This window comes from Mycolicibacterium fluoranthenivorans (assembly GCF_011758805.1).
GTDB classification, from domain to species: domain Bacteria; phylum Actinomycetota; class Actinomycetes; order Mycobacteriales; family Mycobacteriaceae; genus Mycobacterium; species Mycobacterium fluoranthenivorans.
The window spans coordinates 418,742-444,759 of sequence record NZ_JAANOW010000001.1; the positions used below are offsets into that span (position 1 = coordinate 418,742).

26 protein-coding genes are annotated in these 26,018 nt (G+C 67.6%); 13 read left to right on the forward strand and 13 right to left on the reverse strand.

From position 1 onward, the window contains the following. Positions 1–3: 3 nt before the first annotated feature. Positions 4–486 (forward strand): DUF456 domain-containing protein, encoded by a 483-nt coding sequence (locus FHU31_RS02050; protein ID WP_167155270.1) that lies wholly within the window; start codon positions 4–6, stop codon positions 484–486. A 45-nt stretch (positions 487–531) separates the two neighbouring features. Here the strand turns inward: FHU31_RS02050 and FHU31_RS02055 are convergent, their stop codons facing one another. The 4 genes from FHU31_RS02055 to FHU31_RS02070 all read right to left on the reverse strand — a co-directional run bounded on the left by FHU31_RS02055 (position 532) and on the right by FHU31_RS02070 (position 4,768). Beyond that, positions 532–1,314: a tyrosine-protein phosphatase gene (locus FHU31_RS02055; RefSeq protein WP_167155273.1), complete on the reverse strand. Its 783-nt coding sequence runs from the start codon at positions 1,312–1,314 to the stop codon at positions 532–534. A 5-nt stretch (positions 1,315–1,319) separates the two neighbouring features. Further along, a complete protein-coding gene (locus tag FHU31_RS02060) occupies positions 1,320–2,546 on the reverse strand; it encodes an acyl-CoA dehydrogenase family protein (RefSeq protein WP_167155275.1) in 1,227 nt (408 codons plus the stop codon). A gap of 79 nt (positions 2,547–2,625) precedes the next feature. Further along, complete coding sequence (locus FHU31_RS02065; protein WP_167155278.1) at positions 2,626–3,840, reverse strand: MFS transporter; 1,215 nt, start codon at positions 3,838–3,840, stop codon at positions 2,626–2,628. A gap of 46 nt (positions 3,841–3,886) precedes the next feature. Then, positions 3,887–4,768, reverse strand: coding sequence for a LysR family transcriptional regulator (locus tag FHU31_RS02070; RefSeq protein ID WP_167155281.1), 882 nt, complete (start codon positions 4,766–4,768; stop codon positions 3,887–3,889). Between the two features lie 46 nt (positions 4,769–4,814). Here FHU31_RS02070 and FHU31_RS02075 point away from each other — a divergent pair, with 46 nt between their 5' ends. Beyond that, entirely contained in the window at positions 4,815–5,462 is a 648-nt protein-coding gene (locus FHU31_RS02075) for a response regulator (RefSeq protein WP_167155284.1), read from the forward strand. 1 nt (position 5,463) lies between these two features. Continuing rightward, entirely contained in the window at positions 5,464–6,651 is a 1,188-nt protein-coding gene (locus tag FHU31_RS02080; protein ID WP_167155287.1) for a sensor histidine kinase, read from the forward strand. On the opposite strand, the gene FHU31_RS02085 is transcribed toward FHU31_RS02080, so the two are convergent. Beyond that, on the reverse strand, positions 6,641–7,780 hold the full coding sequence (locus FHU31_RS02085) for an acyl-CoA dehydrogenase family protein (RefSeq protein ID WP_167155290.1): 1,140 nt from the start codon (positions 7,778–7,780) through the stop codon (positions 6,641–6,643). The two genes, FHU31_RS02080 and FHU31_RS02085, sit on opposite strands and share 11 nt — an antisense overlap. 87 nt (positions 7,781–7,867) lie before the next feature. Here FHU31_RS02085 and FHU31_RS02090 point away from each other — a divergent pair, with 87 nt between their 5' ends. Then, on the forward strand, positions 7,868–8,446 hold the full coding sequence (locus tag FHU31_RS02090; RefSeq protein WP_167155293.1) for a TetR/AcrR family transcriptional regulator: 579 nt from the start codon (positions 7,868–7,870) through the stop codon (positions 8,444–8,446). A gap of 37 nt (positions 8,447–8,483) precedes the next feature. Here FHU31_RS02090 and pntB read toward each other — a convergent pair whose 3' ends face one another. From pntB to FHU31_RS02110, 4 genes are all read right to left on the reverse strand, one after another. After that, positions 8,484–9,905, reverse strand: coding sequence for a Re/Si-specific NAD(P)(+) transhydrogenase subunit beta (gene pntB / locus FHU31_RS02095; RefSeq protein WP_167155296.1), 1,422 nt, complete (start codon positions 9,903–9,905; stop codon positions 8,484–8,486). A 62-nt stretch (positions 9,906–9,967) separates the two neighbouring features. Then, on the reverse strand, positions 9,968–11,491 hold the full coding sequence (locus tag FHU31_RS02100; protein WP_167160517.1) for a Re/Si-specific NAD(P)(+) transhydrogenase subunit alpha: 1,524 nt from the start codon (positions 11,489–11,491) through the stop codon (positions 9,968–9,970). A 106-nt stretch (positions 11,492–11,597) separates the two neighbouring features. After that, positions 11,598–12,605 (reverse strand): magnesium transporter CorA family protein, encoded by a 1,008-nt coding sequence (locus tag FHU31_RS02105; protein WP_167155299.1) that lies wholly within the window; start codon positions 12,603–12,605, stop codon positions 11,598–11,600. Further along, positions 12,602–13,900: a serine/threonine-protein kinase gene (locus tag FHU31_RS02110; RefSeq protein WP_167155301.1), complete on the reverse strand. Its 1,299-nt coding sequence runs from the start codon at positions 13,898–13,900 to the stop codon at positions 12,602–12,604. Before FHU31_RS02110 ends, FHU31_RS02105 begins: the two co-directional genes overlap by 4 nt. A gap of 238 nt (positions 13,901–14,138) precedes the next feature. Between FHU31_RS02110 and FHU31_RS02115 the strand changes: the two genes are divergently transcribed. Genes FHU31_RS02115 through FHU31_RS02125 form a run of 3 tightly spaced genes read left to right on the forward strand, consistent with a single transcriptional unit; the run spans position 14,139 to position 16,805 of the window. Continuing rightward, positions 14,139–15,011, forward strand: coding sequence for an ABC transporter permease (locus tag FHU31_RS02115; RefSeq protein ID WP_167155304.1), 873 nt, complete (start codon positions 14,139–14,141; stop codon positions 15,009–15,011). Continuing rightward, positions 15,008–16,036, forward strand: a complete 1,029-nt coding sequence (locus FHU31_RS02120) for a taurine ABC transporter substrate-binding protein (RefSeq protein WP_167155307.1) — start codon at positions 15,008–15,010, stop codon at positions 16,034–16,036. Before FHU31_RS02115 ends, FHU31_RS02120 begins: the two co-directional genes overlap by 4 nt. Then, on the forward strand, positions 16,017–16,805 hold the full coding sequence (locus FHU31_RS02125) for an ABC transporter ATP-binding protein (protein ID WP_167155310.1): 789 nt from the start codon (positions 16,017–16,019) through the stop codon (positions 16,803–16,805). Before FHU31_RS02120 ends, FHU31_RS02125 begins: the two co-directional genes overlap by 20 nt. Positions 16,806–16,916: 111 nt before the next feature. Here the strand turns inward: FHU31_RS02125 and FHU31_RS02130 are convergent, their stop codons facing one another. Then, on the reverse strand, positions 16,917–17,027 hold the full coding sequence (locus FHU31_RS02130) for a hypothetical protein (RefSeq protein WP_019514171.1): 111 nt from the start codon (positions 17,025–17,027) through the stop codon (positions 16,917–16,919). Between the two features lie 143 nt (positions 17,028–17,170). Here FHU31_RS02130 and FHU31_RS02135 point away from each other — a divergent pair, with 143 nt between their 5' ends. Genes FHU31_RS02135 through FHU31_RS02145 form a run of 3 tightly spaced genes read left to right on the forward strand, consistent with a single transcriptional unit; the run spans position 17,171 to position 20,341 of the window. Continuing rightward, on the forward strand, positions 17,171–17,863 hold the full coding sequence (locus FHU31_RS02135) for a TetR/AcrR family transcriptional regulator (protein WP_167155313.1): 693 nt from the start codon (positions 17,171–17,173) through the stop codon (positions 17,861–17,863). Further along, positions 17,856–18,632 (forward strand): SDR family oxidoreductase, encoded by a 777-nt coding sequence (locus FHU31_RS02140; RefSeq protein ID WP_167155316.1) that lies wholly within the window; start codon positions 17,856–17,858, stop codon positions 18,630–18,632. The genes FHU31_RS02135 and FHU31_RS02140 overlap by 8 nt, the downstream gene beginning before the upstream one ends. Then, entirely contained in the window at positions 18,629–20,341 is a 1,713-nt protein-coding gene (locus FHU31_RS02145) for an acyl-CoA dehydrogenase (RefSeq protein ID WP_167155319.1), read from the forward strand. Before FHU31_RS02140 ends, FHU31_RS02145 begins: the two co-directional genes overlap by 4 nt. Before the next feature lie 130 nt (positions 20,342–20,471). On the opposite strand, the gene FHU31_RS02150 is transcribed toward FHU31_RS02145, so the two are convergent. Next, complete coding sequence (locus tag FHU31_RS02150) at positions 20,472–21,566, reverse strand: alcohol dehydrogenase catalytic domain-containing protein (RefSeq protein WP_167155322.1); 1,095 nt, start codon at positions 21,564–21,566, stop codon at positions 20,472–20,474. Between the two features lie 26 nt (positions 21,567–21,592). On the opposite strand from FHU31_RS02150, the gene FHU31_RS02155 reads away from it, so the two are divergent. After that, positions 21,593–22,012, forward strand: a complete 420-nt coding sequence (locus tag FHU31_RS02155) for an acyl-CoA thioesterase (protein WP_167155325.1) — start codon at positions 21,593–21,595, stop codon at positions 22,010–22,012. Here FHU31_RS02155 and FHU31_RS02160 read toward each other — a convergent pair. Then, positions 21,989–22,942, reverse strand: a complete 954-nt coding sequence (locus FHU31_RS02160) for a D-2-hydroxyacid dehydrogenase family protein (RefSeq protein WP_167155328.1) — start codon at positions 22,940–22,942, stop codon at positions 21,989–21,991. The two genes, FHU31_RS02155 and FHU31_RS02160, sit on opposite strands and share 24 nt — an antisense overlap. A gap of 19 nt (positions 22,943–22,961) precedes the next feature. Between FHU31_RS02160 and FHU31_RS02165 the strand changes: the two genes are divergently transcribed. Then, complete coding sequence (locus tag FHU31_RS02165) at positions 22,962–23,402, forward strand: SRPBCC family protein (RefSeq protein WP_167155331.1); 441 nt, start codon at positions 22,962–22,964, stop codon at positions 23,400–23,402. Between the two features lies 1 nt (position 23,403). Here FHU31_RS02165 and FHU31_RS02170 read toward each other — a convergent pair whose 3' ends face one another. Continuing rightward, the gene (locus FHU31_RS02170; RefSeq protein ID WP_263988193.1) at positions 23,404–24,084 is read right to left on the reverse strand and encodes a GntR family transcriptional regulator; all 681 of its coding nucleotides are present in this window, start codon (positions 24,082–24,084) and stop codon (positions 23,404–23,406) included. Between the two features lie 143 nt (positions 24,085–24,227). On the opposite strand from FHU31_RS02170, the gene fadD5 reads away from it, so the two are divergent. Then, positions 24,228–25,871 carry a fatty-acid--CoA ligase FadD5 gene (gene fadD5, locus FHU31_RS02175; RefSeq protein WP_167155337.1) on the forward strand — a complete coding sequence of 548 codons (1,644 nt, stop codon included), beginning with the start codon at positions 24,228–24,230 and terminating at the stop codon, positions 25,869–25,871. Positions 25,872–26,018 lie beyond the last annotated feature (147 nt).

Genomic DNA, 26,018 nt, shown 5'->3' on the forward strand with positions numbered 1-26,018 from the left:
GCGGTGAGCACCCTCGGCGTCGTCCTGGTGGCCGTGGTCATCGCCATCGGCCTGGCCGGCATCGTGATACCGATCCTGCCCGGCGGGCTGTTGGTCTTCGCCGCGATCCTGGTCTGGGCGCTGGTCGAGCAGACCGCCGTGGGCTGGGTGACCCTCGGGGTCGCCGCGGCGTGCTTCGTCGCCGCCGAGGTGATCAAGTACACGTGGCCGGTGCGCCGGATGCGGGCCGCCGAGGTCGGCACCCGGAGCCTGGTGGCCGGCGGGGTGCTCGGTGTCATCGGGTTCTTCGTGGTGCCCGTGCTGGGCCTGGTTCTCGGTTTCGTCCTAGGGGTGTATCTGGCCGAGTTGGCCAAACGCCGGGATCAGCGCCGGGCGTGGGCGTCCACCGTGCACGCCGTCAAAGGTGTGGCGCTGTCGGTCGGGGTGGAGTTCACCGGGGCACTGCTGGCCACCATCGCCTGGGCCGTCGCGGTGCTTGCCTGGTGATTTCGGCGCGCTCGCGTGCGCTCAGCGCGCGTCAGCGCGCCGAAATCACTGATGCAGGGCGGCGCGCAGTCGGTCGAGTTGGTCGGGAGTCACTTCCGCGACGTCCAGGAAACCGCCGAGTGAGCCGTACTTCTCGTCGCGCACCCGCCACGCCGCGTCCAGGTACTCCTCGCGCACCCCGAGCACTTCGTCGGTCAGCCGGGCCTCGGCGAAGGTGATCACCTCGGAGGAGTCCGATCGGGCGCGCACCGATTCCAGGATCTGCTCGCGCAACGGGGCGATCGCGTCATTGCTGCGCAGGAAGTCGGTCAGGATGGCCGCGCGGTCGATGCCGACGGCCTCCAGCACGGTCGCCACGGTGAATCCGGTGCGGTCCTTGCCGGCGAAGCAGTGCGCCAGCACGGGCTTGTGGTCGGCCAGCATCGCGATGACCTGCCGCACCGCGGTCTGGGCACCCGGTAGGGCGGGGAACTCCTCGTAGACCTCGGCCATGTAGCGCTTGGCCGACTCGGCGACGTCCTCGTCTGCGGGCGACTCGGACATCACCCGCTGAAAGGTCGATTCGTGCGGTGCGTCCTGCTCGCTGTCGTCGTCGAAGTGGAACGGCAGCAGATGCACGGCCACGCCGGCGGGCAGCAGGCCCCCGCCGCGGCGCTCCACCTCACGGTGCGAGCGCAGATCGACGATATCGGCGATGCCGAGCGCGGACAGGGTGGCACGACCGCTGTCGTCGAGCCGGCTCAATTCGCTGGAGCGGTACAGCAGGCCGGGACGGATCCCGGTCTGCTCGGCGACGTCACGGAAGTTCCAGGCACCCGACAGTTCCACGCTGACTACTTTGTCACAGCCGCCGCAAACGCCGATTTCTCCCGGCCGAGTTCGGCACGGGCGATGGTGCGGATGTGCACCTCGTCGGGACCGTCGAAGAGGCGCATGGCGCGGTGCCAGGCGTACAGGCGGGCCAGCGGGAAGTCATCGGACACCCCGGCGCCGCCGTGTACCTGGATGGCGCGGTCGAGCACATTGCACGCGACCTGCGGGGCCACGGACTTGATCTGGGAGACCAGCACGTGCGCGGCCTTGTTGCCCTGCTGGTCGATGGTCCAGGCGGCCTTCTCGCACAGCAGCCGGGCTTGATCGATCTCATTGCGCGACTTGGCGATCTGCTCGCGCACCACGCCCTGTTCGGCCAGCGGTTTACCGAAGGCGATGCGGGTCTGCACCCGGTCGATCATCAACGCCAACGCCCGCTCGGCCGCACCCAGGGCGCGCATGCAGTGATGGATCCGGCCCGGCCCCAGCCGGGCCTGGGCGATCGCGAACCCGCTGCCTTCCTCGTGCAGCAGGTTCTCCACCGGCACGCGCACGTTGTCGAACACGATCTCGCAGTGCCCGTGCTGGTCCTGCCAGCCGAACACCGGCAACGACCGAAGGACGGTGACCCCAGGTGTATCTATGGGCACCAGGATCATCGACTGCTGCGCGTGGCTGGCGGCGTCGGGGTTGGTGCGGCCCATGACGATGAGCAGCTTGCAGCGCGGATCGGACGCCCCGGTGATCCACCACTTGCGACCGTTGATGACGTAGTCCGAGCCGTCGCGCAGCATGGTGGTCTCGATATTGCGGGCATCGCTGGAGGCCACCGCGGGCTCGGTCATCGCGAATGCCGACCGGATCTCACCGTTGAGCAGGGGTTCCAGCCACTGCGTGCGCTGCGCCTCGTTGGCGAACAGGTGCAGGGTCTCCATGTTCCCGGTGTCCGGGGCGGCACAGTTGAGCACCTCGGGGGCGATCTCCATGCTCCAGCCGCTCAGCTCGGCCAGCGGGGAGTACTCCAGGTTGGTCAGTCCGGACTCGGCGGGCAGAAACAGGTTCCACAGCCCGGCCGCCTTGGCCTTGACCTTGAGTTCCTCGACCACCGGCGGCACCGTGTGGTCCTTGGGACCCATCTGGTCGCGATAGGCGTGATACGACGCCTCGGCCGGGAACACGTTCTCGACCATGAAGTCGGAGAGCCGCTTGTGGTAATCAGCCGCCTTGGCAGACATCGCGAAGTCCATGACCGTCACGATATGCCACTTGGTTAGACAAGTGGAAGCAGGCATGGGTGCACCCCGCCCGCCTCCTTCGGCGAGGAGTTCACCGGCGAGGATGTTCCGCTGTTCTGAGCGTCACGGCGGCGAGTAGACCGGACAGGACCGCCAGCCCGATGACGGTCCCGGCCACGGCCGGCCAGCCGGCGGTGTCGAAGGCCACCCCGCCGAACCAGCCGACCACGCTGGAGCCGGCGTAGTAGCAGAGGTTGTACAGCGAGGAGGCCTGCGCCTTGCCCTCCGCGGCCGCGGTCCCCACCCAGCCCGAGGCGATCGAGTGGGCGCCGAAGAATCCGGCCGTGGCCAGAAGCAGCCCGGCCAGCACCGCAAAGATGTTGTCGCTGAGCGTGATCGCGGTGCCGGCGATCATCGTCGCGGTAGAGGCGAGCAGTACGGTGCGGCGGCCGTGCCGGCCTGCTTCGACGCCGGCACGTGCCGAAGCCCAGGTCCCGGCCAGATAGGCCAGGAACATCAGACTGACCAACGTCTGCGGCAGGTGGAACGGCGCCGCCATCAGTCGGAAGCCCAGGAAGTTGTACATCGCGACGAACCCGCCCATCAGCAGGAAACCCTGGCCGAACAGCACCAGCTGCCGGGGTGAGCGCAGATTGGCCAGCAGTTTGTGGCCCAGATCGCGGCTGCGCGACGGGATGAAGCCGCGTGCGCGCGGCGCAAGTTTGACGAATGCCGTTGCCGCCAAGCCGCATAGCACCGCCACCGTGAGTACGCCGGCGCGCCAGCCGACGTACTGCGCGACCGGTCCGGTGACCAGCCGGCCGGCCAGGCCCCCGATCGTCGTACCCGCCACGTAGGTGCCCGCCGCGCGGGCGGCGTGACCGGATGCGATCTCCTCGGTCAGGTAGGCGATGGCGACGGCGGGGACACCGCCGAGCATCAGTCCTTCGAGCAGTCGGCCGCCGAGCAGCAGGCCGGCGGTCGGTGCGAATGGAACCAGCAGCCCGAGAACCGTTGCCGCGGCGACGGAAATCGTCATCGCCTGAACCCGGCCGATCCGGTCGGCAAGCACCGACCACGGGATCACGCCGAGCGCCAGGCCGACGGTGGCGGCCGAGACGGTCAGCGCGGCGTGCGCGGCACCGGTGCCCAGATCGGCGGCGATCAGCGGCAGCACGGCCTGCGGCGAATACAGCTGTGCAAAGGTGGCGACGCCCGCGCAGAACAACGCGGCCAGCAGCCTGCGGTACTCGGCCGACCCACGTGCATGTCCCCGCCAGGTCGCCGTGGTCGTCGCAGAAGTCACTCAGACGACGGTAGGACCGCCCAAACGATGTGTCCAATGCATGAATTTAGGTTAGTTCATGACGATTCTGTATGACGAAATCGATCAGCCGCGCCGCCGCGGGCGGCACCTCCCGGGAGCCGTTCCAGGTCAGCCCGATCTGCCGTTTGGCGGACGCCTCGGTGAGCGGAACATAGGCCGCACCGGGTTCGGCGCGCTGCGGTCTGGGCACCGGGACGACCGCCACCCCGAATCCCGCCGCCACCAGCCCTTCCATCGTCGGGATCTCCATGGCCTCGAAGACCACCGGCGGGTCGATCCCGGCCTCCTCGCACAGTTCGTCGGTCAGCTGGCGCAGCCCGAATCCCGGTGCCAGCCCGACGAATGGCTCGGCGCCCGCGTCGGCGAGCCGGATGCGGGTCCGTCGGGCGAAGGGGTGCTCGCGAGGTACCGCCAGACACAGCCGCTCCACGTAGAGGCCGCGCCACGGGAAGCCCGGCGGCCGCGGAGAGGTGACCGCGAGATCGGCCTGTCCGTCCGCGAGCCGTTCGACGATCTCGTGGGCGGCACCCTGGAACAGCTCGAATCGCACCCGGGGTGCCTCGGCCCGGAACCGCCGCAACAGTTCCGGAACGAACCCACCGGCTTGCGAATGCAGGAACGCCAGCCGCACCAGGCCGGTCTCCGGGTCTCGCAGCGCGGCGATACGTTCGGTGGCCGAACGCATTTCGGCGATGCTGCGGCGGGCATGCTCGAGCAGGATCCGGCCGTAGGCGTTGAGCGCCAATCTGCGGTTGACCCGGTCGAACAACGGCGCACCCACCTGGGCCTCCAGCCGGGCCAGCGCTCGCGACAGCGTCGGCTGGCTGATGCCGAGCTCGGCCGCCGCGTCGGTGACGTGTTCGGTTTCGGCGAGCACGACGAACCACTGCAGCTCGTCGGAATCCATACCGATGACTCTCCCGGTCGGCGCAAGCTGTGACAAGCTGACTCGCATGCAGGACTCGGCACAGAAGGTGCGTGTGGTGGTCGGTGATGACCACCCGATGTTTCGCGACGGGGTGGTCCGGGCACTGGTGGCCAGCGGATCCATCGAGGTGGTCGCGGAGGCCGATGACGGAGTGGCCGCACTGGAGGCCATCCGCACCCACACACCTGCGGTGGCGCTGCTGGATTACCGGATGCCGGGAATGGACGGCTCCGAGGTGGCGGCCGCGGTGACCCGCGACCAGCTGCCCACCCGGGTGCTGCTGATCTCGGCCCACGACGAATCGGCCATCGTCTACAAGGCGTTGCAGGACGGCGCGGCCGGCTTCCTGTCCAAGGAGTCGACCCGCGGCGAGTTGGTCAGCGCCGTGCTGGACTGTGCGCGGGGACGCGATGTGATCGCCCCTGCGCTGGCCGCGTCGCTGGCCGGGGAGATCCGGCGCCGCCACGAGCCCGATGCGCCGACGCTGTCCGCCCGCGAGCGGGAGGTGCTCGGCATGATCGCCAGTGGGCTGAGCATCCCGGCGATGGCCAAGGAGCTGTATCTGGCGCCGTCCACGGTCAAGACCCACGTGCAACGGCTCTACGAGAAGCTCGGCGTCGGCGACCGGGCGGCCGCGGTGGCGGAGGCGATGCGGCGCAAGCTGCTCGACTGACGTGGCGCGCATCGTCGACTTCTTCGCGGCCGAACCGGTCCGGGTCTCCGCGGTGCTGCGATTACCGCTGATCGCGTTGATCGCGGTGCTGGTGTGGATCTGGGAGGTCGACCACTGGCTGCCCGGTCTCTATGCGGTGGTGCTGGGCACGTACGCGATCGCCGCCGTGGTGTGGGTGCTGGTGGCGTTGCGGGGTCCGCTGCCGCGCTGGGCGGACTGGGCGTCCACGGGAGTCGACGTCCTCGTCATCGTGGTGCTGTGCCTGGTGTCCGGAGGTGCCACCGCGGCGCTGCTGCCGGTGTTCTTCCTGCTGCCCATCTCGGTGGCGTTCCAAGACCGGCCGTGGCTGACCGGCATCATCGGAACGCTCACGGCCGCAGCGTATTTGTCGGTGTGGATCGTCTACTCCAAGCGCGATGACCGTATCGGCCTGCCCAATATGGTGTACACCCACTTCGGCTTCCTGATGTGGCTGGCGGTCGCGACCACCGCGTTGTGCCTTGTGCTGTCGCGTCGTTCGGCTCGGGTCAAGGCGCTGCTGGAGGTGCGCCGGCAACTGGTGTCGGAGGCGATGGCTGCCGACGAGCGGCGTCACCGCGAGGTGGCCGAGAACCTGCACGACGGCCCGTTGCAGAACCTGCTGGCCGCCCGGATGGAGCTCGACGAGATCCGCGAACGGCTGCCCGATCCCGCGCTGGACGCGGTGCACTCGGCGCTGCAGCAGACTGCGGCCCTGTTGCGCTCCGTCGTCACCGAACTGCACCCGCAGGTGCTCGCGCAGCTCGGTGTGACGGCCGGGGTTCGGGAGTTGGCGCGGCAGTTCGAATCTCGTGGGCAAGGCGAGGTGATCGCCGATCTGGAGGAGGTCGGCAAGCCGGAATCGGAGACGCTGATCTACCGGGCCGCCCGGGAACTGCTGGCCAATGTCGGCAAGCACGCGCACGCCACGGTGGTGACGATCAGGCTGGCGCGCGTCGGCGACCGGGTGGTGCTGACGGTTGCCGACGACGGCGTCGGTTTCGATCCGTCCCTGGTCGCCGACCGGGTGGCCGCCGGCCATATCGGCCTGGGATCGCTGCTCGTTCGGGTCGATGCGATGGGTGGGGACATGGATGTGGACTCGGCGCCGGGGCGCGGGACGACGGTCACGGTGACCTCCCCGCCGGAACCCGCCTTCGTCAGGCCGTGAGCCCGCGGGCGATCACCAGCCGCTGAATCTGGTTGGTGCCCTCGAAGATCTGGGTGATCTTGGCCTCGCGCATGTACCGCTCGGGACGGAAGTCGCGGGTGTAGCCGACCCCGCCGAACACCTGCACGGCGTCGGTGGTCACCTTCATCGCGGCGTCGGTGGCGATCAGCTTGGCGACGCTGGCCTGTGTCGAGTAGGGCAGACCCTGATCGCGTCGCCGCGCCGCATCCAGATAGGTGGCCCGCGCGCTGACCACCTCGGCGGCCATCGCCGCAAGCAGGAATCCCAGTCCCTGATGGTCGATGATCTTGCGCCCGAAGGTAGTTCGTTCATTCGCGTAGCGCAGCGCCTCGTCGAGTGCGGCCTGGGCGATACCCACGGCCACTGCGGCGATGCCGAGGCGACCGGAATCCAGTGCCGAGAACGCGATCGGCAGGCCCTGTCCTTCGGCGCCGATCAACCGGTCGGCCTCGATGCGCGCGTTGTCGTAGTACGCGGAGGTGGTCGGCACCGCGTGCAGACCCATCTTCTCCTCGGGTTGGCCGAAGCTCAGGCCTTCGGTGTCGCCGGGCACCAGGAAACACGAGATCCCGCGGGAACCCTCGCCGGTCCGCGCGAACAAGGTGTAGAAATCAGCCTTGCCGCCGTGGGTGATCCACGCCTTCGAACCGTTGAGCACGTAGTGATCGCCATCGCGGACGGCCGCACACCGCAAGGCCGCGGCATCGGAGCCGGCCTGCGGTTCGGACAGGCTGTAGGCGCCGATCTGCGCTCCGGACAGCATGTCGGGCAGCCAGCGTCGCTTCTGGTCGTCGCTGCCGAACATCAGCAGTGCGTGCGAGGACAGGCTGTGCACGCTCACCGCCACCCCGATCGCCGCCCAGCGCGCCGCGATCTCCTCGAGCACCTGCAGATACACCTCGTACGGTTGGCCGCCACCGCCCCACTCCTCTGGTTGCGGCAGGCTCAGCAGCCCGGCAGCGCCCAACTGGGCGAAGACACCCTCGGGGTAGGTCTCGGCCTTCTCGTGGGCGTCGACGATGGGGTCGAGCACCCGATCGGCGATATCGCGGGTCAGCGCGATGAGCTCATGTGCTTCTGCGGTGGGCAGCAGGCGGTCGACAGCCACGGGAGGTCGCCTTTCCAAAACAGTACTGAAGTCGAGTCAACAGTATCATTGAGAGTACTGAAAGCGTCACTGCAGTACTATTGGGTGATGTTCGATCTGGCGGACGACGGTTTCGCGACACGTCGGCAGACCGCGTTGTTCGACGATCTGCTGGCCCTGTTCCTGGCAGAGGGGTTCAGTCACCTCACGCTGGATGACATCGCGGCGAGACTGCGCTGCTCGAAGTCCACCCTCTACACCCTGGCCGGCAGTAAGGACGAGCTGGTCAGGCGGGTGACGATCCACTTCTTCAAGCGTGCGACCAATGCCATCGAGGCGATCCTGGAGCAGACCCGCAGCGAACGCATCGCGGCGTACCTCATCGCCGTCGGCGAGGAGCTGGCCGTCGCCTCGGACGTGTTCATGGCCGATCTCAACGCGTTCGCCCCGGCCCGCGAGGTCTATGAAGCCAATACCCGCGCCGCCGCGCAGCGTGTGCGCGAACTGATCGAGGAAGGTGTCGGCAACGGTGCGTACCGCCAGGTGCACGCCTCGTTCGCGGCGGATCTCGTCGCGACGATCATGGTCCGTATCCAGCAGCGCGAGGTCCGCACGGCGACGGGCCTGAGCGACGCCGAGGCCTATGCCGAGTTGGCCACGCTGCTCACCTACGGTTTGCGAGCCTGACCCCTCAGGGCCCTACAGCGCTCCGGCTGGATACGCGCTACAGCGCGGCGAGGATGTCGTTGACGCGGTCGCGCGCGTCACCGAACAGCATCTGGGTGTTCTCGCGGAAGAACAGCGGGTTCTGCACGCCCGCGTATCCCGATGCCATGGATCGTTTGAAGACGATGACGTTCTCGGCGTTCCACACCTTGAGCACCGGCATACCGGCGATCGGGCTGCCCGGATCTTCGGCGGCGGCCGGGTTGACGGTGTCGTTGGCGCCGATGACGAGCACGACGGCCGTATCGGCGAAGTCGTCGTTGATCTCGTCCATCTCCAGCACGATGTCGTAGGGCACCTTCGCCTCGGCCAGCAGCACGTTCATGTGCCCGGGCAGCCGGCCCGCGACGGGGTGGATGCCGAAGCGCACGTTGACCCCGCGTTCGCGCAGTTTGCGGGTCAGGTCGGCGACACCGTACTGGGCCTGGGCCACGGCCATGCCGTAGCCGGGGGTGATGATCACCGAGCTGGCCGAGCGGAGGAGTTCGGCCGCACCTTCGGCGGTGATCTCGCGGTGTTCGCCGTAGTCCTTGTCTTCGGCCGGGCCGGCCTCGATCCCGAAACCGCCGGCGATGACCGAGATGAACGACCGGTTCATGGCCTTGCACATGATGTAGGACAGGTAGGCACCGGAGGAGCCGACGAGGGCGCCGGTGATGATCAGCAGGTCGTTGGACAGCAGGAACCCCGATGCCGCGGCGGCCCAGCCGGAGTAGCTGTTGAGCATCGACACGACGACGGGCATATCGCCGCCGCCGATGGAGGCCACCAGGTGCCAGCCGAGCAGCAGGGCGAGCACGGTGACGACGATCAGCAGCCACAGTGCCGGGGAGATGACGAACCACACCGTCAGCGCGAAGAACACCACCAGCGCCCCGATGTTGAGGACGTTCTTGCCCGGCAGCATCAGTGGGTTGGATTTGATCCGGGCCGACAGTTTCAGGTTGGCCACGATGGATCCGGTGAAGGTGACAGCGCCGATGAAGACGCCGACGAACACCTCGGCGGAGTGGATGCCCAGCATGCCTTCGCCCGCCAGGTGTGCGGCCTCGGCGCCGCCCGGCGCGTTTTCGACGTGTAGGTAGCCGTTCCAGCCGACCAGGACGGCGGCCAAGCCCACGAACGAATGCAGCAGCGCGATCAACTCGGGCATGCCGGTCATCTCGACGACGCGGGCGCGCCACAGGCCGATCGCGGCACCGATGGCCATCGCACCGACCAAGAGCCCGAGGCCGAGGGGCTCGATCTTGCGGTCCAGCGCGAGCGCGATGGTGGCGATCAGGGCCACGGCCATGCCGGCCATACCGAAGGTGTTGCCCGCCTTGGATGTTTCGTGCTTGGACAGCCCGGCCAGGGCCAGGATGAACAGCAGGGCCGCGACGACGTAGGCCGAGGTGGCGGCAGTCTCTACCGTGAACATGGAATCCGTTCCATTCAGGTCAAAATGGGCATCGAAACTGGTTCGAATGAAGGGCGCTGGTTCTAGCTGCGGGAGAACATCGCGAGCATGCGACGCGTCACCGCGAAGCCGCCGAAGACGTTGATGGAGGCCAGCAGGATCGCGATCGTGGCCAGGACGGTGATCGGCAGATCACCGTGGCCGATCTGCAGCAGGGCACCGACGACGATGATGCCGGAGATCGCGTTGGTCACCGACATCAGCGGGGTGTGCAGCGCGTGGTGCACGTGGCCGATCACGTAATAGCCGATCACGATGGCCAGCGCGAACACCGTCAGGTGCACCTGCAGGGCGACCGGGGAGATGGCGATCAGTCCGAACAGCACCGCGGCGGCGATACCCGTGAGCCCGAGCCGGCGGCTGGTGGGCATCGGTTCCTTGACCGGCTTGGGCTCCACCGGTGCGGCAGCCGCGGCAACGGGTGCCGCCGAGACCTGCACCGGGGGCGGGGGCCAGGTGGTCTCGCCGTCGCGCACCACGGTCACCGAGCGCTGCACCACGTCGTCGAAGTTCAGGACGAGCCGCCCGTCCTTCTCCGGGGTGAGCAGCTTGAGCAGGTTGACCAGGTTGGTGCCGTAGAGCTGGGACGCCGTCGCCGGCAGCCGGCCGGCCAGGTCGGTGTAGCCGATGATCGTCACGCCGTTGGCGGTGACGATGGCCTGATCCTTGACCGTGCCCTCGACGTTGCCGCCGTTGGCCGCGGCCATGTCGACGATCACGCTGCCCGGCTTCATCGAGGCGACCATCTCCGCGGTGATGATCCGCGGCGCGGGGCGTCCCGGGATCAACGCGGTGGTGATGATGATGTCGACGTCTTTGCTCTGCTCGGCGTAGAGCTCCGCCTCCCGGGCCTTGTAGTCCTCGCCCATCTCCTTGGCGTAGCCGGTGGCGGACACCTCGGCCGCCGCGGGGTCGACGTAGAGGTACTCCCCACCGAGGGAGCGGACCTGATCGGCCACCTCGGGCCGCGGGTCGGTGGCCCGGACGATCGCACCCATGCTGCCCGCCGCACCGATGGCGGCCAGTCCGGCGACCCCGGCGCCGACCACCAGCACCTTGGCCGGCGGCACCTTGCCCGCGGCGGTCACCTGGCCGGTGAAGAACCGGCCGAAGGCGTGGGCGGCCTCGACCACGGCGCGGTAGCCGGCGATATTGGCCATCGAGGACAACACGTCCAGTGACTGGGCCCGCGAGATACGCGGTACCGCGTCCATGGCCAGCACCGTGATCGGGCGCGCGGACAGCTTCTCGACCAGTTCGGGCTTGAGTGCGGGCGAGATGAACGAGACCAGGGTCGCCCCGTCGCGCAGCGCGGCGATCTCGTCATCGGTGGGGGCGTTGACCTTGAGCACCACATCACCGGCCCACGGGTCGCCGATCTGCGCGCCGGCCTCCACGTAGGCGGCGTCGGTGAAGCTGGACGCGGCGCCGGCACCGGACTCGACCACTACCGAATAGCCCAGCTTGATGATCTGCCCAACGGTGTGCGGTGTGGCGGCGACGCGTGTCTCACCCGGCAGAGACTCGCGCGGTATCGCGATGATCATCGACTCAAGTCCGTTCTTGGGAAATGCGGCCTGTTGGTTGGCATGCATGAGTTTCGCATCCGCAATGCCCGTTTGCGCGGGCCCCCCTGCAACGGTGAACGAATGTTCACAGCCAGTCGCGCCTCTTGAACGATACGTACAGCAGAATCACCAGAACGACGATCAGTGTGGAACTGGCGACGAATCCGATCGTGGTGTTGATCCCCGGGTAATTGACGTTCTGGCCGTAGAAGCCGGTGATCGCGGTGGGCACCGCGATGATGGCCGCCCAGCCGGTGAGTTTCTTCATCACCGTGTTCAGCCGCGCGTCCTGCAGCGACAGATTGGTCTCGAACACCGACGTGACCATGTCGCGCAGCGATTCGGTCCACTCCGAGGCGCGCAGCACGTGGTCGTACAGGTCGGCGTAGAGCGGATCCAGCTCGGGCGACGTCCGGGAATCCAGCCGGCGGTGCTGGATGGTGCTCACCACTTCGCGCATGGGCAGCACCACCCGGCGTAGCTGTACCAGGTCCTTGCGCATCCGGTAGGTGCGCCGCTGCAGGCCTCGCCGCGGTCCGTCGTTGTCGAACAGTTCGTCTTCGAGGGATTCGATGGCGTCGTCGAGGTCCTGCACCGCCTCGAAATGGCCGTCCACCACGACGTCGAGCAGGCCGTGCACCAGGGCGCCGGTGCCGTGCTCCTGCCCGCCGAGTTCGTCGAACCGCTGTGACACCAGGTCGATGTCGAACGGTGTCGCCCCGTCCGGCCCGACCGCGGGCAGACGCACGGTGATGAGTCCGCGCGGCAGCACGAATGCCGAGATCCGGCACTTGACCAGGGTGGCTGTGCTGTCGTCCGTGGGAGTCACCGTGTTCACCGCGTACACGGTGAAGAAGGTGTACGAGTGATAGACCGAGACCTTGGTGCGTTCCATCGGTGCGGTGGCGTCCTCCACCGCCCAGATGTTCAAGCCCAGCTCGATGGCCAGCCTGCGCAGATCGTCATGGTCGGGGTTGTAGATATCGGCCCACACCAGCGTGTCCTCGGCCGCCAGACAATCCGAGATCGCCTCGAACGTGAACCCGTCCACCGGCTTGCCGGACCGCCAGATCCGGCCACGCACCTCGGTCATGGCGGACCCACCAGATTGCCGCGCCGGACGTTGTCCCGGCAGGTCGCGCGGTCCTGGCCGGTTTCGGTGACGCACACCCGCACCTGCTCTTCGATACCCGGCGGATACACCTGATCGGTCGCGGCCGGGGTGACCGTCGGGACCGGGACGGTGCCGGAGTAGATCGACCACATGGTGTCCCCGGTGCTCGGCAGCCGGGCGCAGTAGGCCTTCTCGCCGGTACTGCTCTGCCCGGCTGCGCCGAGCGTTTCGCAGTCGGCGCCGATGAGCACCACGGGCACCTGGGGTACTCCCGGTGCGGCGTGTCGTGTCACCGGCTCACGTTCGCCCAGCAGATAGGCGGCCGCCGCGACGCCGATCGTCGCGAGCACCGCCACCAGTGCCAGCAGTCGGGTGCGGCGACGGCGGGGCCTGGGCGTGCGGTACGCCTGGGCCGGGACGGTGAGGCCGCCGGGACCGCCGATGCTGGCGCGCAGAGCCGAGGCGAATTCCGCGCAGCTTCCGAACCGATCCTCCGGGGATTTCGCGAGTGCCCGCGACAGCACCGGGTCCAGATCCGCGAGCTCGGGCCGGCGTCCGGCGATCAGGGGCGGCGGCGCCGTGATGTGCTGGCTGATGACCGCGGCCGGATTGTCGTGCAGGTACGGCGGCGCCCCGGCCAGGAGTTCGAAAGCCGTTGCCGCCAGCGAGTATTGGTCGGCCCTGCCGTCGACGTGTTCACCCATCAACTGCTCGGGTGCCGCGTAGGCGACGGTGCCGACGGTCATGCTGGTCGCGGTCAGGCGACTGGTATCGCCCATCCGCCGGGCAATCCCGAAATCCGCGAGCAGCACACGTGGCCACTCGGCGCCGATATCGGTGAGCAGGATGTTGGCGGGCTTGATATCGCGGTGCAGCAGCTTGCGCTGGTGTGCGTAGTCCAGGGCGTCGGCGACGGCGCTGATGATGTGCACCACCTCATCGGCGGGCAGGCCACCGGAGCCCTGTCCCCGCAGCAGCTGCCCGGCATCGGTGCCGTCCACGTACTCCATCGAGATCCACAGCTGCCCGTCGTGCTCGCCGCGGTCGTACACGCGGACGATGTTGGGGTGCATGAGGTCGGCGGCGAAGTCGGCCTCCCGTTCGAAGCGGGCCTGGTACTCGGCATCGGCGCTGACGTCCTTGCGCAGCACCTTGATGGCGTCCTGGCGCGGGAGTCGCGGATGGGCGGCGAGATAGACCTCGCCCATACCGCCCGCACCGAGGAGGCGCACGACGGTGTAACCGGCGAACCGCTCACCGGGCGCTATCGACAACGTCGCCTCCTACCGTGCTCCCCCCATTGTCACCGACGAAAAGCGAGACGGTCGCATCTGGCCGGACACGAGAGTCTCCGGCCGGTTTCGCCGGCGGTGGGTGGCGCGGGCGCAACGGCTTAAAACTCGCTGTGAGCAGAGCTCTTCACCCTGCGTTCGGCCGCCCGTATAAAAGGGGCGGCGTGTACCCGACATCACCGGTTCACAGAAAGCCGTCCACCAGAAAGTTGGGCCCGACGTGTCGGTCTTTGTCGATATCACCCCGATCACCCCGGATGAGGCGGTCGGCCCGCTGCGTGCGCCCGCGGGAGGTTCCGGCCGAGGGCGCGCGGTCCTGACCCGCGCAGGGTTGCCGCTGCTGTCGGTCCTGGTGTTCTTCATGGTGTGGCAGATCGTCGCCGCCGCAGGCATCTGGAACCAGACCTTCGTGCCGTATCCGAGCACGGTGTGGCGGGCCTTCGTCGATGTCTCCACCACCCACGACGGCACCCGCGGCTACGCGGGCTACCTGCTGTGGGAGCACCTCTACATGACGCTGCGCCGGGTGTTCGCCGGTGTCGTCATCGGCGTGGCGGTGGGTGTGTTGCTGGGTCTGGTGATGGGCTCGGTCGGCTGGCTGCGCAGCGTGCTGGAGCCATGGCTGACGTTTCTGCGGGCACTTCCGCCGCTGGCCTACTTCTTTCTGCTGGTGATCTGGCTCGGTATCGACGAGGCCCCGAAGATCACCCTGCTGGCGCTGGCCGCCCTGCCGCCCGCAGCGGTGGCCACCACCTCGGCGGTCGTCGCCGCACCGGTCGGGCTGCAAGAGGCGGCCCGTGCGCTCGGTGCCACCCGCACCCAGGTGATCCGGGATGTGGTGGTGCCCTCGGCGTTGCCCGAGACGTTCACCGGCATCCGGCTGGCGGTCGGGATGGCCTACTCGTCGGTGGTGGCCGCCGAACTGTTCAACGGCATCCCCGGGATCGGCGGATTGGTCAAGGACGCAAGCAATTACAACAACACCCCGGTCGTGCTGGTCGGGATCTTCGCCATCGGGATCTCGGGTCTGGTCATCGACGGCATTCTGCGGGCTGCCGAGCGGCGGGCCGTTCCCTGGAGAGGAAAGATATGAAACTGAAGGCACTGTTGGCCACGGCCGCCGCCGCGCTCACGCTGGCCGGGTGCTCGGTGGACCACTCCGGGCAGGACCAGTCCAAACCCACCATTCGCCTTGCCTACCAGTCCTTTCCGAGCGGTGACCTGATCGTCAAGAACAACAGGTGGCTGGAATCCGCGCTGCCCGACTACAACATCAAGTGGACGAAGTTCGACTCCGGTGCCGATATCAACACCGCGTTCATCGCCAAGGAACTCGATTTCGGTGCCATCGGTTCCAGCCCGGTGGCTCGCGGACTGTCGTCCCCGCTGAACATTCCGTACCAGGTGGCCTTCGTGCTCGACGTCGCCGGTGACAACGAGGCCCTGGTGGCCCGCGACGGCACCGCCATCAACACCATCGCCGACCTCAGGGGCAAACGCGTCGCCACGCCGTTCGCCTCGACCGCGCACTACAGCCTGTTGGCCGCCCTGGCGCAGAACGGCTTGAGCCCGGCGGATGTTCAGCTGATCGACCTGCAGCCGCAGGCCATCCTGGCGGCGTGGGACCGCGGGGATATCGCGGCCGCCTACACCTGGCTGCCCACGCTCGATCAGCTGCGTAAGACCGGCAAGGACCTGATCACCAGCCGCCAGCTGGCCAAGGACGGCAAGCCCACACTGGACCTCGGGGTGGTGTCCGGTGAGTTCGCCGCGGCGCACCCCGATGTGGTGGACGTGTGGCGCCGGCAGGAGGCCCGCGCCCTCGATGTCATCAAGGATGATCCCGCCTCGGCGGCCAAGGCGATCGCCGCCGAGATCGGGCTGAGCCCCGAAGATGTTGCGGGACAACTGAAACAGGGTGTGTACCTGACTCCTCAGGAGTTGACCTCGGATCAGTGGCTGGGTACCGACGGGAAGCCCGGCAACATCGCGGCCAATCTGGAGAGCGCGTCGCAGTTCCTCGCCGAGCAGAAGCAGATCCCGGCCGCCGCCCCGCTGAGCACCTTCCAGAATGCCGTCTACACCAAGGGGTTACCGGATGTCCTCGACAGGAAGTGACCCGTCCGGCCGGCTGCTGATCAGAGGAGTCGAGCACCGGTACGGCAAGGGGTCGGGCGCGGTCACCGCGCTGGGGCCGGTGAACCTCGACGTCGACCCGGGCGCCTTCCTCGTTCTGGTGGGTGCCTCGGGATGCGGGAAGAGCACCCTGCTGCGGCTGATCGCCGGCTTCGAATCGCCCAGTGCGGGCGATGTGCAGGTGGCCGGGACGTCCCCGACGCCCGGCGTCACGTCGGGGGTGGTGTTCCAGCAGCCGCGGCTGTTCCCGTGGCGGACCGTCGGTGGCAATGTCGATCTGGCGCTCAAGTACGCCAAGGTGCCGCGGGAGCGGCGCGCCGAGCGGCGCGAACAACTTCTGGAACGGGTCGGGCTCGACGGCACCGGTGACCGCAAGATCTGGGAGATCAGCGGTGGGCAGCAGCAGCGGGTGGCGATCGCCCGGGCGCTGGCGGCCGAGACACCCCTGTTCCTGCTGGACGAGCCGTTCGCCGCGCTGGACGCACTGACCCGGGAGCGTCTGCAGGAGGATGTCCGGCAGGTCAGCGCCGAGTCGGGACGCACGACGGTGTTCGTCACGCACAGCGCCGACGAGGCGGCCTTCCTGGGTTCGCGGATCGTGGTGCTGACTCGGCGCCCCGGCAAGGTGGCACTGGACCTGCCTTCCGAGTTGCCCCGCACCGGAGTCGAGGCCGGGGAGCTGCGCCGCTCACCGGAGTTCCTGAAGCTCAAGGACGAGGTGGGCGAGGCGGTCAAGGCTGCCGCGGCGTGAGTGATTTGTGCACGTCTGCCGGCGCCCACCGCCGGTAAACGTGCACAAATCGCAGGCCCGCACCGCAAAAGAGGCACCCGCCGCGGCGGGTGCCTCTTTCCTGTGAGTCCGTCAGACCGGCGGATACGCGGGCGGCGGGTACACGCCACGCAGTCCCCAGGCCAGCCAACTGAAGAAGAACTCGCCCTCGTCGCTGATGTCGTAATCCGGATTCGGGTCCATCGATGCCTCCCCAGCATGGCCATTGCGTGTGCAAAGTCTAACGCGATTGGGCCGGGGTGCGACACCGTATCCCGCCGATTGCCTAGACTGGCCAACCAGTTGATTGGTTCCCGGTGTTCCCGGTCTGCAGATAGTGAGTTGTCATGTCCACGGAGTCGAACGGGGCGTCCAATGGGGCATCCACCACCAACGGGTTGTCCCGGCGGGAAGAACTGCTGGCCGTCGCCGCCAAACTCTTCGCCGCCCGCGGGTACCACGGCACCCGGATGGATGACGTGGCCGACGCTGTCGGGCTGAACAAGGCCACCGTCTATCACTACTACGCCAGCAAGTCGCTCATCCTCTGGGATATCTACAAGGCCACCGCGGACTTCACCGTGCACGCGCTGCACGATGACCCGAGCGCGTCCGCCCGCGAGACCATCTACCACTTCACCAGGCGGTTGCTCACCGGCATCGCCAATGACCTGGAGGCGGCGGCCGTCTATTTCCAGGAGGGCCCCTACATCAGCGAGTGGTTCACCGAGGAACAGGTGGACTACATCCGCAGGGCGGAGGCCACCGTCTACGAGCATGTGCGCGATGTGATCGACCGCGGGATCGCCAGCGGTGAGTTCTATGACTGCGATTCGCACGTGCTGGCGCTCGGCTACATCGGCATGACACTGGGCGCTTATCGGTGGCTGCGACCCCACGGCCGCCGTACCGCACAGGAGATCGCGGTGGAGTTCAGCACCGCGCTGCTGCGCGGCCTGATCCGTGACGAAACCGTGCGCAACGCGGAACCCCTGGGGGGAGCCCAGGGATTGACGGAGGGTGGCGCCGGCCATGAGTGATCTGTTCCGGCTCGACGGCAAGGTCGCGGTGGTCACCGGCGGCGGACGCGGCATCGGCGTGATGATCGCGCGTGGGCTGCTGCAGGCCGGTGCGGCCAAGGTCTACCTCGCGGCCCGCAAAGCGGCCGAGCTCGACGCCGCGGTGGCCGAGTTGTCCCCATTGGGCGCCGTCGAGGGCATCCCCGCCGATCTCGGCACCGCCGAGGGCGTCCGGGCACTGGCCGACGCGGTGACCTACAAAGAGGACGCCGTCCACGTCCTGTTCAACAATGCCGGCGCCGCCTGGGGTGCGCCGTTCGAGGATTTCCCGGAGTCCGGTTTTGACAAGGTCTTCGACGTCAACGTCAAGGGTGTGTTCCTGCTGACCCGCGCGCTCGTGCCACTGCTGACCGCCGCCGCCACCGACGATGATCCGGCTCGGGTGATCAACACCGGCAGCATCGACGGTTTCCTGGTACCCGAGAAGGGCAGGGACAACTTCTCCTACAGCGCCAGCAAGGCGGCGGTGCACATGCTCACCAAGCATCTCGCAGGGGAGCTGGCCCCCAAGATTCTGGTGAACGCCATTGCGCCCGGCCTGTTCCCGTCCCGGATGACCAAGGCGCTGTTGTCGGCCGGCGAAGACGCCGTCGGGTCGCTGCTGCCGCTGGGCCGGGTCGGGCAACCCGATGATATGGCCGGTATCGCGGTGTTCCTGGCCAGCCGGGCCAGCAGCTATATCACCGGTGCGGTGATCCCCGTCGACGGGGGAGTGAGCACGATCCGGTGAAGTCGACCATTCTGTCCCGACGCGACCTGGATTTCCTTCTCTACGAATGGCTTCGGGTGGAGGAGCTGACCGCCCGGCCCCGATTCGCCGAGCACTCCCGGGAGACGTTCGACGGTGTGCTCGATCTGTGTGAGCAGCTGGCCGAACGCTATTTCGCTCCGCACAACAAGCTCAGCGATGCCCGCGAACCCAGCTTCGACGGCACCACCGTGACGGTCATCCCCGAGGTCAAGGAAGCGCTGCAGGCGTTCGCGCGGGCGGATCTGCTGGGCATGGGTTTCGACGCCGAACTCGGTGGCGCGCAGTTACCGGCGACGGTGGCCCAGGCGGGGTTCGCATGGATCTCGGCGGCCAATGTCAGCACCTCCGGTTACCTCATGCTGACCATCGCCAACGCGAATCTGATCGCCAAATTCGGCAGTGCCGAACAGATTTCGACATGGGTCAAGCCGATGCTGGCCGGCCGTTTCACCGGCACCATGGCGCTGTCGGAGACCCAGGCCGGGTCGTCGCTGGCCGATATCACCACCCGTGCCGAACCCCAGGCCGACGGCAGCTACCGGGTCTTCGGCACCAAGATGTGGATCTCGGGTGCCGAGCACGAACTCAGCGACAACATCGTCAACCTGGTGCTGGCCAAGATCCCGGGTGGGCCGGTCGGCACCAAGGGGATCTCGCTGTTCATCGTGCCGAAGTTCCTGGTCGGTGCCGACGGAGCTGTCGGGACCCGTAACAACGTCGCGATCTCCGGGCTCAATCACAAGATGGGCCAGCGTGGGATCACCAACACCGTACTCAACTTCGACGGCGCGGTGGGCTATCTGGTCGGTGAGCCGCACCGTGGTCTGGTCTACATGTTCCACATGATGAACGAGGCCCGCCTCGGTGTGGGGATGGGCGCCGTATCGCTGGGCTACACCGGCTATCTCAAATCCTTGCAGTACGCCCGGGAGCGACCGCAGGGCCGATTGGTCAAGGATCCGAGCACCCCGCAGGTGCCGATCATCGCGCACGCCGACGTGAAGCGAATGCTGTTGGCGCAGAAATCCTATGTCGAGGGCGCGCTGGGCCTGGCGCTGTACTGCGCGCGGCTGGTCGATCTCGAGGAGACCGATCTGCTGGATATCCTCACCCCGGTGGCCAAGAGCTGGCCCTCGCAATGGTGTGTGGAGGCCAACAACCTGGCCATCCAGGTCCTCGGTGGCTACGGCTATACCCGCGAATACGATGTCGAACAGCATTACCGGGACAACCGGCTGAACCCGATCCATGAGGGGACGCACGGAATTCAGAGCCTGGATCTGCTGGGGCGCAAGGTGACTCAGCGCGGCGGTGCCGGCATGGCGGCCCTCGGTGAGCGTATCGCGGCGACGGTGGCAGCGGCCGGCGATCACGAGTTCGGTGCGCAGCTCGACACCGCATGGCGGCGACTGACCGAGGTGACGGCGGGCCTGTTCGCCTCCGGTGACATCGAGGCGGCCATGGCCAACAGTGCGATTTATCTGGAAGCGTTCGGGCACATCGTGATCGCCTGGGTCTGGCTGGAGCAGTTCCTGGCGGCAGGAGACCGGGCCGGTGACTTCTATGCGGGCAAGCGCCAGGCCGCCACGTTCTTCTTCCGCTACGAATTGCCCAAGACGGCACCGCAACTGGACCTGCTGGCCAGCCTAGATCGGACCACGCTGGAGATGGCCGACCCCTGGTTCTGACCCCCCTTCCGCCCAACTGCACATTTGGGTCGCAAAGTGCGAGTGGTTCTCGGCAGAATGTCGATCTCGGCGGTCCGTGTGTGCTGCCCTTGCTGTCCGACGTGGTATCAGGTGGGTCGACGCACTCGTCTCATCCGTGGCCGAAGTCGATGATCTGGCGCACCGCGGTGCCGGCGGCCAGCGCGTCCATTCCGGCGTTGATCTGATCCAGGGAGACCGTCGCGGACACCAGGGCCTCCACCGGCAGCCGCCCAGCCCGCCACAGGTCGACAAAACGCGGGATGTCACGGGCGGGCACCGCCGAGCCCAGGTAGCTGCCGATCAGTGAGCGGCCCTGCGCCACCAGAGCCAGCGGCGACAGGCTGAGGCGGGCATCGGGATGCGGCAGGCCCACCGTGATGGTCTTGCCGCCCGGTGCGGTCAGCCCGATGGCGGTCTCCAGCGCCGCCGGATGTCCGACCGCCTCAATCACCACCTCGGCCCGTACGGTCTCGGCCTGTTCGGGTGTGAAGACTTCGTGCGCACCCAGCTCGTGGGCCCGAACCAGCTTGTCCGGCAGCCGGTCCACCGCGATGACCCGCACATCGTCATGCGCCAGCGCGGTGAGCATGGCGGCCATCCCGACCCCACCCATCCCGACCACCGCGACCGTCTGGCCCGGCTTCGGCTGACCCGCGTTGAGTACCGCCCCGCCGCCGGTGAGCACCGCGCACCCGAGCAGCGACGCCACGACCGGGGGGACGTCGTGAGCGACCGGCACCACCGACCGTCGATCCACCACCGCGTGCGTGGCGAAACCGGACACCCCGAGATGGTGCAGCACCCCGTCGCCGAGCCGCACGGCCCCGCTGAGCAAGGTGCCCGCGGCATTGGCTGCGCTTCCGGGAAGGCACGGTGCCAGCCCGTCCGTTGCGCAGGCGCTGCACTGCCCGCAACGCGGCAGGAAGGTCATCACCACGCGCTGACCGACCGTGAGATCGGATGTCCCACCGACCTTTTCGATAATCCCCGCGGCCTCATGCCCCAGCAGCATCGGCACCGGACGCACCCGATTGCCGTCCACCACCGACAGGTCGGAGTGGCACAGGCCGGCCGCCTCGATCCGCACCAACAGCTCACCGTCGCCGGGATCGGACAAGTCGAGTTCGGTCACGCGCAGTGGACGCGAGTCGGCGTAGGGGGCGGGCGCCCCGATGGTCTCCAGAACCGCACCACGAATCCTCATCGCACCAGCCTGACAGACTGGCCGTCATGGATCTGACGAGTGCCGACTTCCCGGTGCACTGGCCGGTGCAGACCCGCTGGACGGACAACGACATGTTCGGCCACCTCAACAACGCGGTGTACTACGAGTTGTTCGACACGGCCATCAACGCCTGGATCGGCGCGGGCAGCGGCACCGACGCGATGTCGGCCCCCTGGCTGGGCGTGGTCGCCGAATCGGGCTGCCGGTACTTCGCCGAGCTCAAATTCCCGGCGGATCTGGTGGTCGGCCTGGCCGTCACCCGGCTGGGCACCAGCAGCGTCACCTACCGCACCGCGCTGTTCGAGGCGGGTGCGCCACTTGCCGCCGTCGGAACCTGGGTTCACGTCTACGTCGACCGCGACACCAGAAGACCGGTGCCGATCCCGGCCGAGATCAGAGACCTACTCGCGGGCGCCGTGGTGTGACAGCCACTCCGCGATGGCGGTGACACCGTCGGAGAAGAAGATCCGGTAGGGCCGATCAGCCACATAGCCGATATGCGGGGTGGCAACGACGTTCGGCATCGTCCGCAGCGGATGCCCGGCGGGCAGGGGTTCGGTGCCGTACACGTCCAGACCGGCTCCGGCGATCGACCCCGAGCGCAGCGCCTCGATCAGCGCCGCCTCGTCCACGATGGGACCGCGGGACGTGTTGATCAGCAGGGCGCTCGGCTTCATGGCCGCGAGTTCGGCGGCGCCGACCAGTCCGCGGGACCGGTCACCCAGTTTCAGGTGCACCGTCAGGACGTCGGCGGTCGAGAAGAACTCGTCACGCGGCACATGCCGGGCGCCCGCCGTGACCGCGTCCTCCGGCGTCATGTTGGTGCTCCACGCCACCACGTCCATACCGAAGGCGGCCCCGATCCGCGCCACCCGTGGCCCGATGCGGCCCAGTCCCAGCACCCCGAGCACACGACCCTCGAGCTCACGGCCCACGCCGATCTGCCAGCGGCCCTCGGCGACCGCCTGCCGTTCGGCCACCAGGTTGCGCGCGGCCGCGAGGATGAGCGCCCAGGTCAGTTCCACCGTCGAGGCCACCGATCCGCCGGTGTGACTGACGTGGATGCCCAGCTCCGCGGCCGCCGCCATATCGATCGACGCATTCGCGTTGCCGGTGGAGGCGATCATGCGCAGCCGGGGCAGCCGGTGCAGCACGCTGCGTGGCAACGGCGTTCGCTCCCGCATCACGAACACGACATCGAACGGCGCCAACCGGGCCACCAGCGCATCCTCGTCGGCCAGGTGATCGTCGAAGACCGTCACCTGTGCGCGCGAGGTGACCGGTGACCAGTCGGTCATCTGCAAGGCGACGTTCTGGTAGTCGTCGAGGACGGCGACCCGGAGCGGTGGGTTCATGGCCTTATAGAATCGCCCGATGCCCATCGTGAGCAAGACCGAAGAGGTCACCGCCCCAGCCGCGGCGATCATGGCGATCGTGGCTGACTTCGAGGCCTATCCACAGTGGAACGAAGAGATCACCGGCTTGTGGATCCTGGCGCGGTATGAGGACGGCCGGCCCAGCCAGCTGCGGATGGACACCAAGATCCAGGGTATGGACAGCAGCTTCATCCAGGCCGTCTACTACCCCGCCGAGTTTCAGATCCAGACGGTGATGCAGCAGGGCGACATCTTCTCCAAGCAGGAACAGCTGTTCTCGGTGGTGGACATGGGTGCGACGGCGCTGCTCACCGTCGACATGGACGTGGAGGTGTCGATGCCGGGTGTGCCGTCGCTCATGGTGAAGAAGATCGCCAACGATGCGCTCGAGCATCTGGCGGGCAACCTCAAGAAGCGCGCCGAAGAACTGGGCGCCTGACTCAGGTCCAGAGACCGAGTTCGTCCAGGCGGTTGGTCAACCGCTGTGCGCCGTCGGAGAACTGGTTGCGTGTCAGGCGAACCACCTCGTCGGCATCGCGGCGCCGGAGCGCTTCGACCAGTTCGCGGTGGTTGACCACCGCGCCGGCACCCCAGGTCGGGTCGGCGGCGTAGAGGTGGTGCGGCAGGTAGCGCGTCGCGTGCAGCAGGAACCAGGCCAACTTGATCCGGCCCGCCGACCTGTTGAAGGCGCGGTGAAACGTGTACTCCGCCACGGCGATCGCCTCGGCGTCTCCGGCGGTGACGGCATCGGACAGCTCGTCGGTCAGCCGGGACAGCTCGTCGATCTCGGCATCGGTGATGCGGGTGGCGGCGGATGCGGAGATCTCGGTGGCGATGGTGGCCTGCAACCAGAAGATGTCGGCGATATCGTCGCGGGTCAACGGCGCCACCACATGACCGCGGTTCGGTTCCAGCTGCACCATGCCTTCGCCACGCAGCGTGCGCAGGGCCTCGCGTACCGGCGTGATGCTGACGCCGAGCCGGGCGGCGGTCTCGTCGAGCCGCACGAAAGTGCCCGGCCGCAGGGTGCCGGACATGATGGCCGCCCGCAGGTGGGCGGCCACTTCGTCGGACAGCTGTTCGCGACGGCCGAGCGCGAGGGGTTTCGCGGGTGCGTTCACAGTTCGGGCGGGTCGCCTTTCGCGGAGGTGCGAGTTTGTCCGAGTTTGTTCAGCGGCCATTCTCGTCATAGTGTGACCGCCACGACACTAGATTTGATCAAATATCAAGAACGCGCAACCCCACGACTGCAAAGGCGCTCCCGTTGACCGCTGCACCGCTGCCCACCGATCAGCCGTATCTCGCCCGTCAGCAGAACTGGTCCAACCAGCTGTCCCGGCATGCGCTCATGCAGCCGGAACAGACCGCACTGCGCTACCTCGGCCAGACCACCACGTGGCGTCAACTGGATGCGCGGGTGAGCGCACTGGCCGGCGCCCTGCAGCGGCGCGGCGTGGGCTTCGGCGACCGGGTGCTCATCCTGATGCTCAACCGCCCCGAGTTCATCGAGTCGTTCCTGGCCGCCAACCGACTGGGGGCCATCGCGGTGCCGGTGAATTTCCGGATGACCCCGCCGGAGATCGCGTTCCTGGTCAGTGACTGTGACGCGAAGGTGGTCGTCACCGAACCCGTGCTGGCGCCCGTCGCTGCGGCCGTGCGAGGCCTCGACGCGAGACTGGCCGCCGTCATCGTGGCCGGGGACGCGGCCGACGAGGGCCTCGAAAGCTACGAGGACCTCATCGGTGAGCCGGGTGCCGCCCCCGCGCCGGTGGATATCCCGAACGACTCTCCGGCCCTGATCATGTACACCTCGGGCACCACCGGCCGCCCGAAGGGCGCGGTGCTCACCCACACCAACATCGCCGGGCAGGCGCTGACCCACCTGTTCACCAACGGCGCCGACCTCAACAGCGACATCGGCTTCATCGGTGTCCCGCTCTTCCACATCGCGGGGATCGGCAACATGATCACCGGCCTGCTGCTCGGCCGCCCGACGGTGCTCTACCCCCTGGGCGCGTTCGACCCCGGCGCGCTACTGGACGTGCTCGAGGCGGAGAAGGTCACCGGCATCTTCCTGGTGCCCGCGCAGTGGCAGGCCGTGTGCGCCGCCCAGCGCGCCAAGCCACGGAACCTGGTGCTGCGTGTCCTGTCCTGGGGTGCGGCTCCGGCATCGGACACGTTGCTGAGGGAGATGGCCGAAGCCTTCCCGGGGGCCAGCATCCTGGCAGCGTTCGGCCAGACCGAGATGTCTCCCGTGACTTGTATGTTGTTGGGTGAGGACGCCATTCGCAAGCTCGGCTCGGTCGGCCGGGTGATCCCTACCGTTTCCGCCCGCATCGTGGACGAGGATATGAACGATGTCCCCGTCGGCCAGGTCGGTGAGATCGTCTACCGGGCGCCCACTCTGATGTCCGGCTACTGGAACAACCCGAAGGCCACCGCTGAGTCGTTCGCCGGCGGCTGGTTCCACTCGGGCGACCTGGTACGCCAGGACGACGAGGGTTACATCTGGGTCGTCGATCGTAAGAAGGACATGATCATCTCCGGCGGGGAGAACATCTACTGCGCCGAGGTGGAGAACGTCTTGGCTGCTCACCCCGCGATTGCGGAGGTCGCGGTCATCGGCCGCCCACATCACAAGTGGGGCGAGGTGCCGGTCGCGGTCGTGGCGCTGGGGACGGTGACCGGCGAAAGCTTGACCCTGGCGGATCTCGGTGATTTTCTCACCGAGAGGTTAGCTCGCTACAAGCATCCCAAGGCGCTGGAGATCGTCGACGCATTGCCCCGCAATCCGTCGGGCAAAGTGCTGAAAACAGAGCTGCGCATGCAGTTCGGTACCGAAACCGTCGTTGACGCAGGCGAAAGTTCCACTGCGGCAACGGTTTCTAGTGCAACTTCGGTAAGGTAACCAGTCGGCATGGCTTTGCTAACGGTTGCGATGTGAATAAATCAGTTGCCCAACACCGCCGGTACCGGATCGGGTACAGTCCTGTGGTCCGTCTTACTCCCCGCGAGTAGGGAGACGGGAATCACATGTTCGGGGACGGGGCCGGAA

Bases quoted from the DNA above. Each gene is read 5' to 3' on its own strand.
- pntB (WP_167155296.1), bottom strand. From the start codon at position 9,905: ATGTTCACGGTAGAGACTGCCGCCACCTCGGCCTACGTCGTCGCGGCC.
- FHU31_RS02140 (WP_167155316.1), top strand. From the start codon at position 17,856: ATGAGTGATCTGTTCCGGCTCGACGGCAAGGTCGCGGTGGTCACCGGC.
- FHU31_RS02160 (WP_167155328.1), bottom strand. From the start codon at position 22,942: ATGAACCCACCGCTCCGGGTCGCCGTCCTCGACGACTACCAGAACGTC.
- FHU31_RS02100 (WP_167160517.1), bottom strand. From the start codon at position 11,491: ATGATCATCGCGATACCGCGCGAGTCTCTGCCGGGTGAGACACGCGTC.
- FHU31_RS02125 (WP_167155310.1), top strand. From the start codon at position 16,017: ATGTCCTCGACAGGAAGTGACCCGTCCGGCCGGCTGCTGATCAGAGGA.
- FHU31_RS02070 (WP_167155281.1), bottom strand. From the start codon at position 4,768: ATGGATTCCGACGAGCTGCAGTGGTTCGTCGTGCTCGCCGAAACCGAA.
- FHU31_RS02155 (WP_167155325.1), top strand. From the start codon at position 21,593: ATGGATCTGACGAGTGCCGACTTCCCGGTGCACTGGCCGGTGCAGACC.
- FHU31_RS02130 (WP_019514171.1), bottom strand. From the start codon at position 17,027: ATGGACCCGAATCCGGATTACGACATCAGCGACGAGGGCGAGTTCTTC.
- FHU31_RS02135 (WP_167155313.1), top strand. From the start codon at position 17,171: ATGTCCACGGAGTCGAACGGGGCGTCCAATGGGGCATCCACCACCAAC.
- FHU31_RS02105 (WP_167155299.1), bottom strand. From the start codon at position 12,605: ATGACCGAGGTGCGTGGCCGGATCTGGCGGTCCGGCAAGCCGGTGGAC.
- FHU31_RS02060 (WP_167155275.1), bottom strand. From the start codon at position 2,546: ATGGACTTCGCGATGTCTGCCAAGGCGGCTGATTACCACAAGCGGCTC.
- FHU31_RS02075 (WP_167155284.1), top strand. From the start codon at position 4,815: ATGCAGGACTCGGCACAGAAGGTGCGTGTGGTGGTCGGTGATGACCAC.
- FHU31_RS02090 (WP_167155293.1), top strand. From the start codon at position 7,868: ATGTTCGATCTGGCGGACGACGGTTTCGCGACACGTCGGCAGACCGCG.
- FHU31_RS02165 (WP_167155331.1), top strand. From the start codon at position 22,962: ATGCCCATCGTGAGCAAGACCGAAGAGGTCACCGCCCCAGCCGCGGCG.
- FHU31_RS02150 (WP_167155322.1), bottom strand. From the start codon at position 21,566: ATGAGGATTCGTGGTGCGGTTCTGGAGACCATCGGGGCGCCCGCCCCC.
- FHU31_RS02120 (WP_167155307.1), top strand. From the start codon at position 15,008: ATGAAACTGAAGGCACTGTTGGCCACGGCCGCCGCCGCGCTCACGCTG.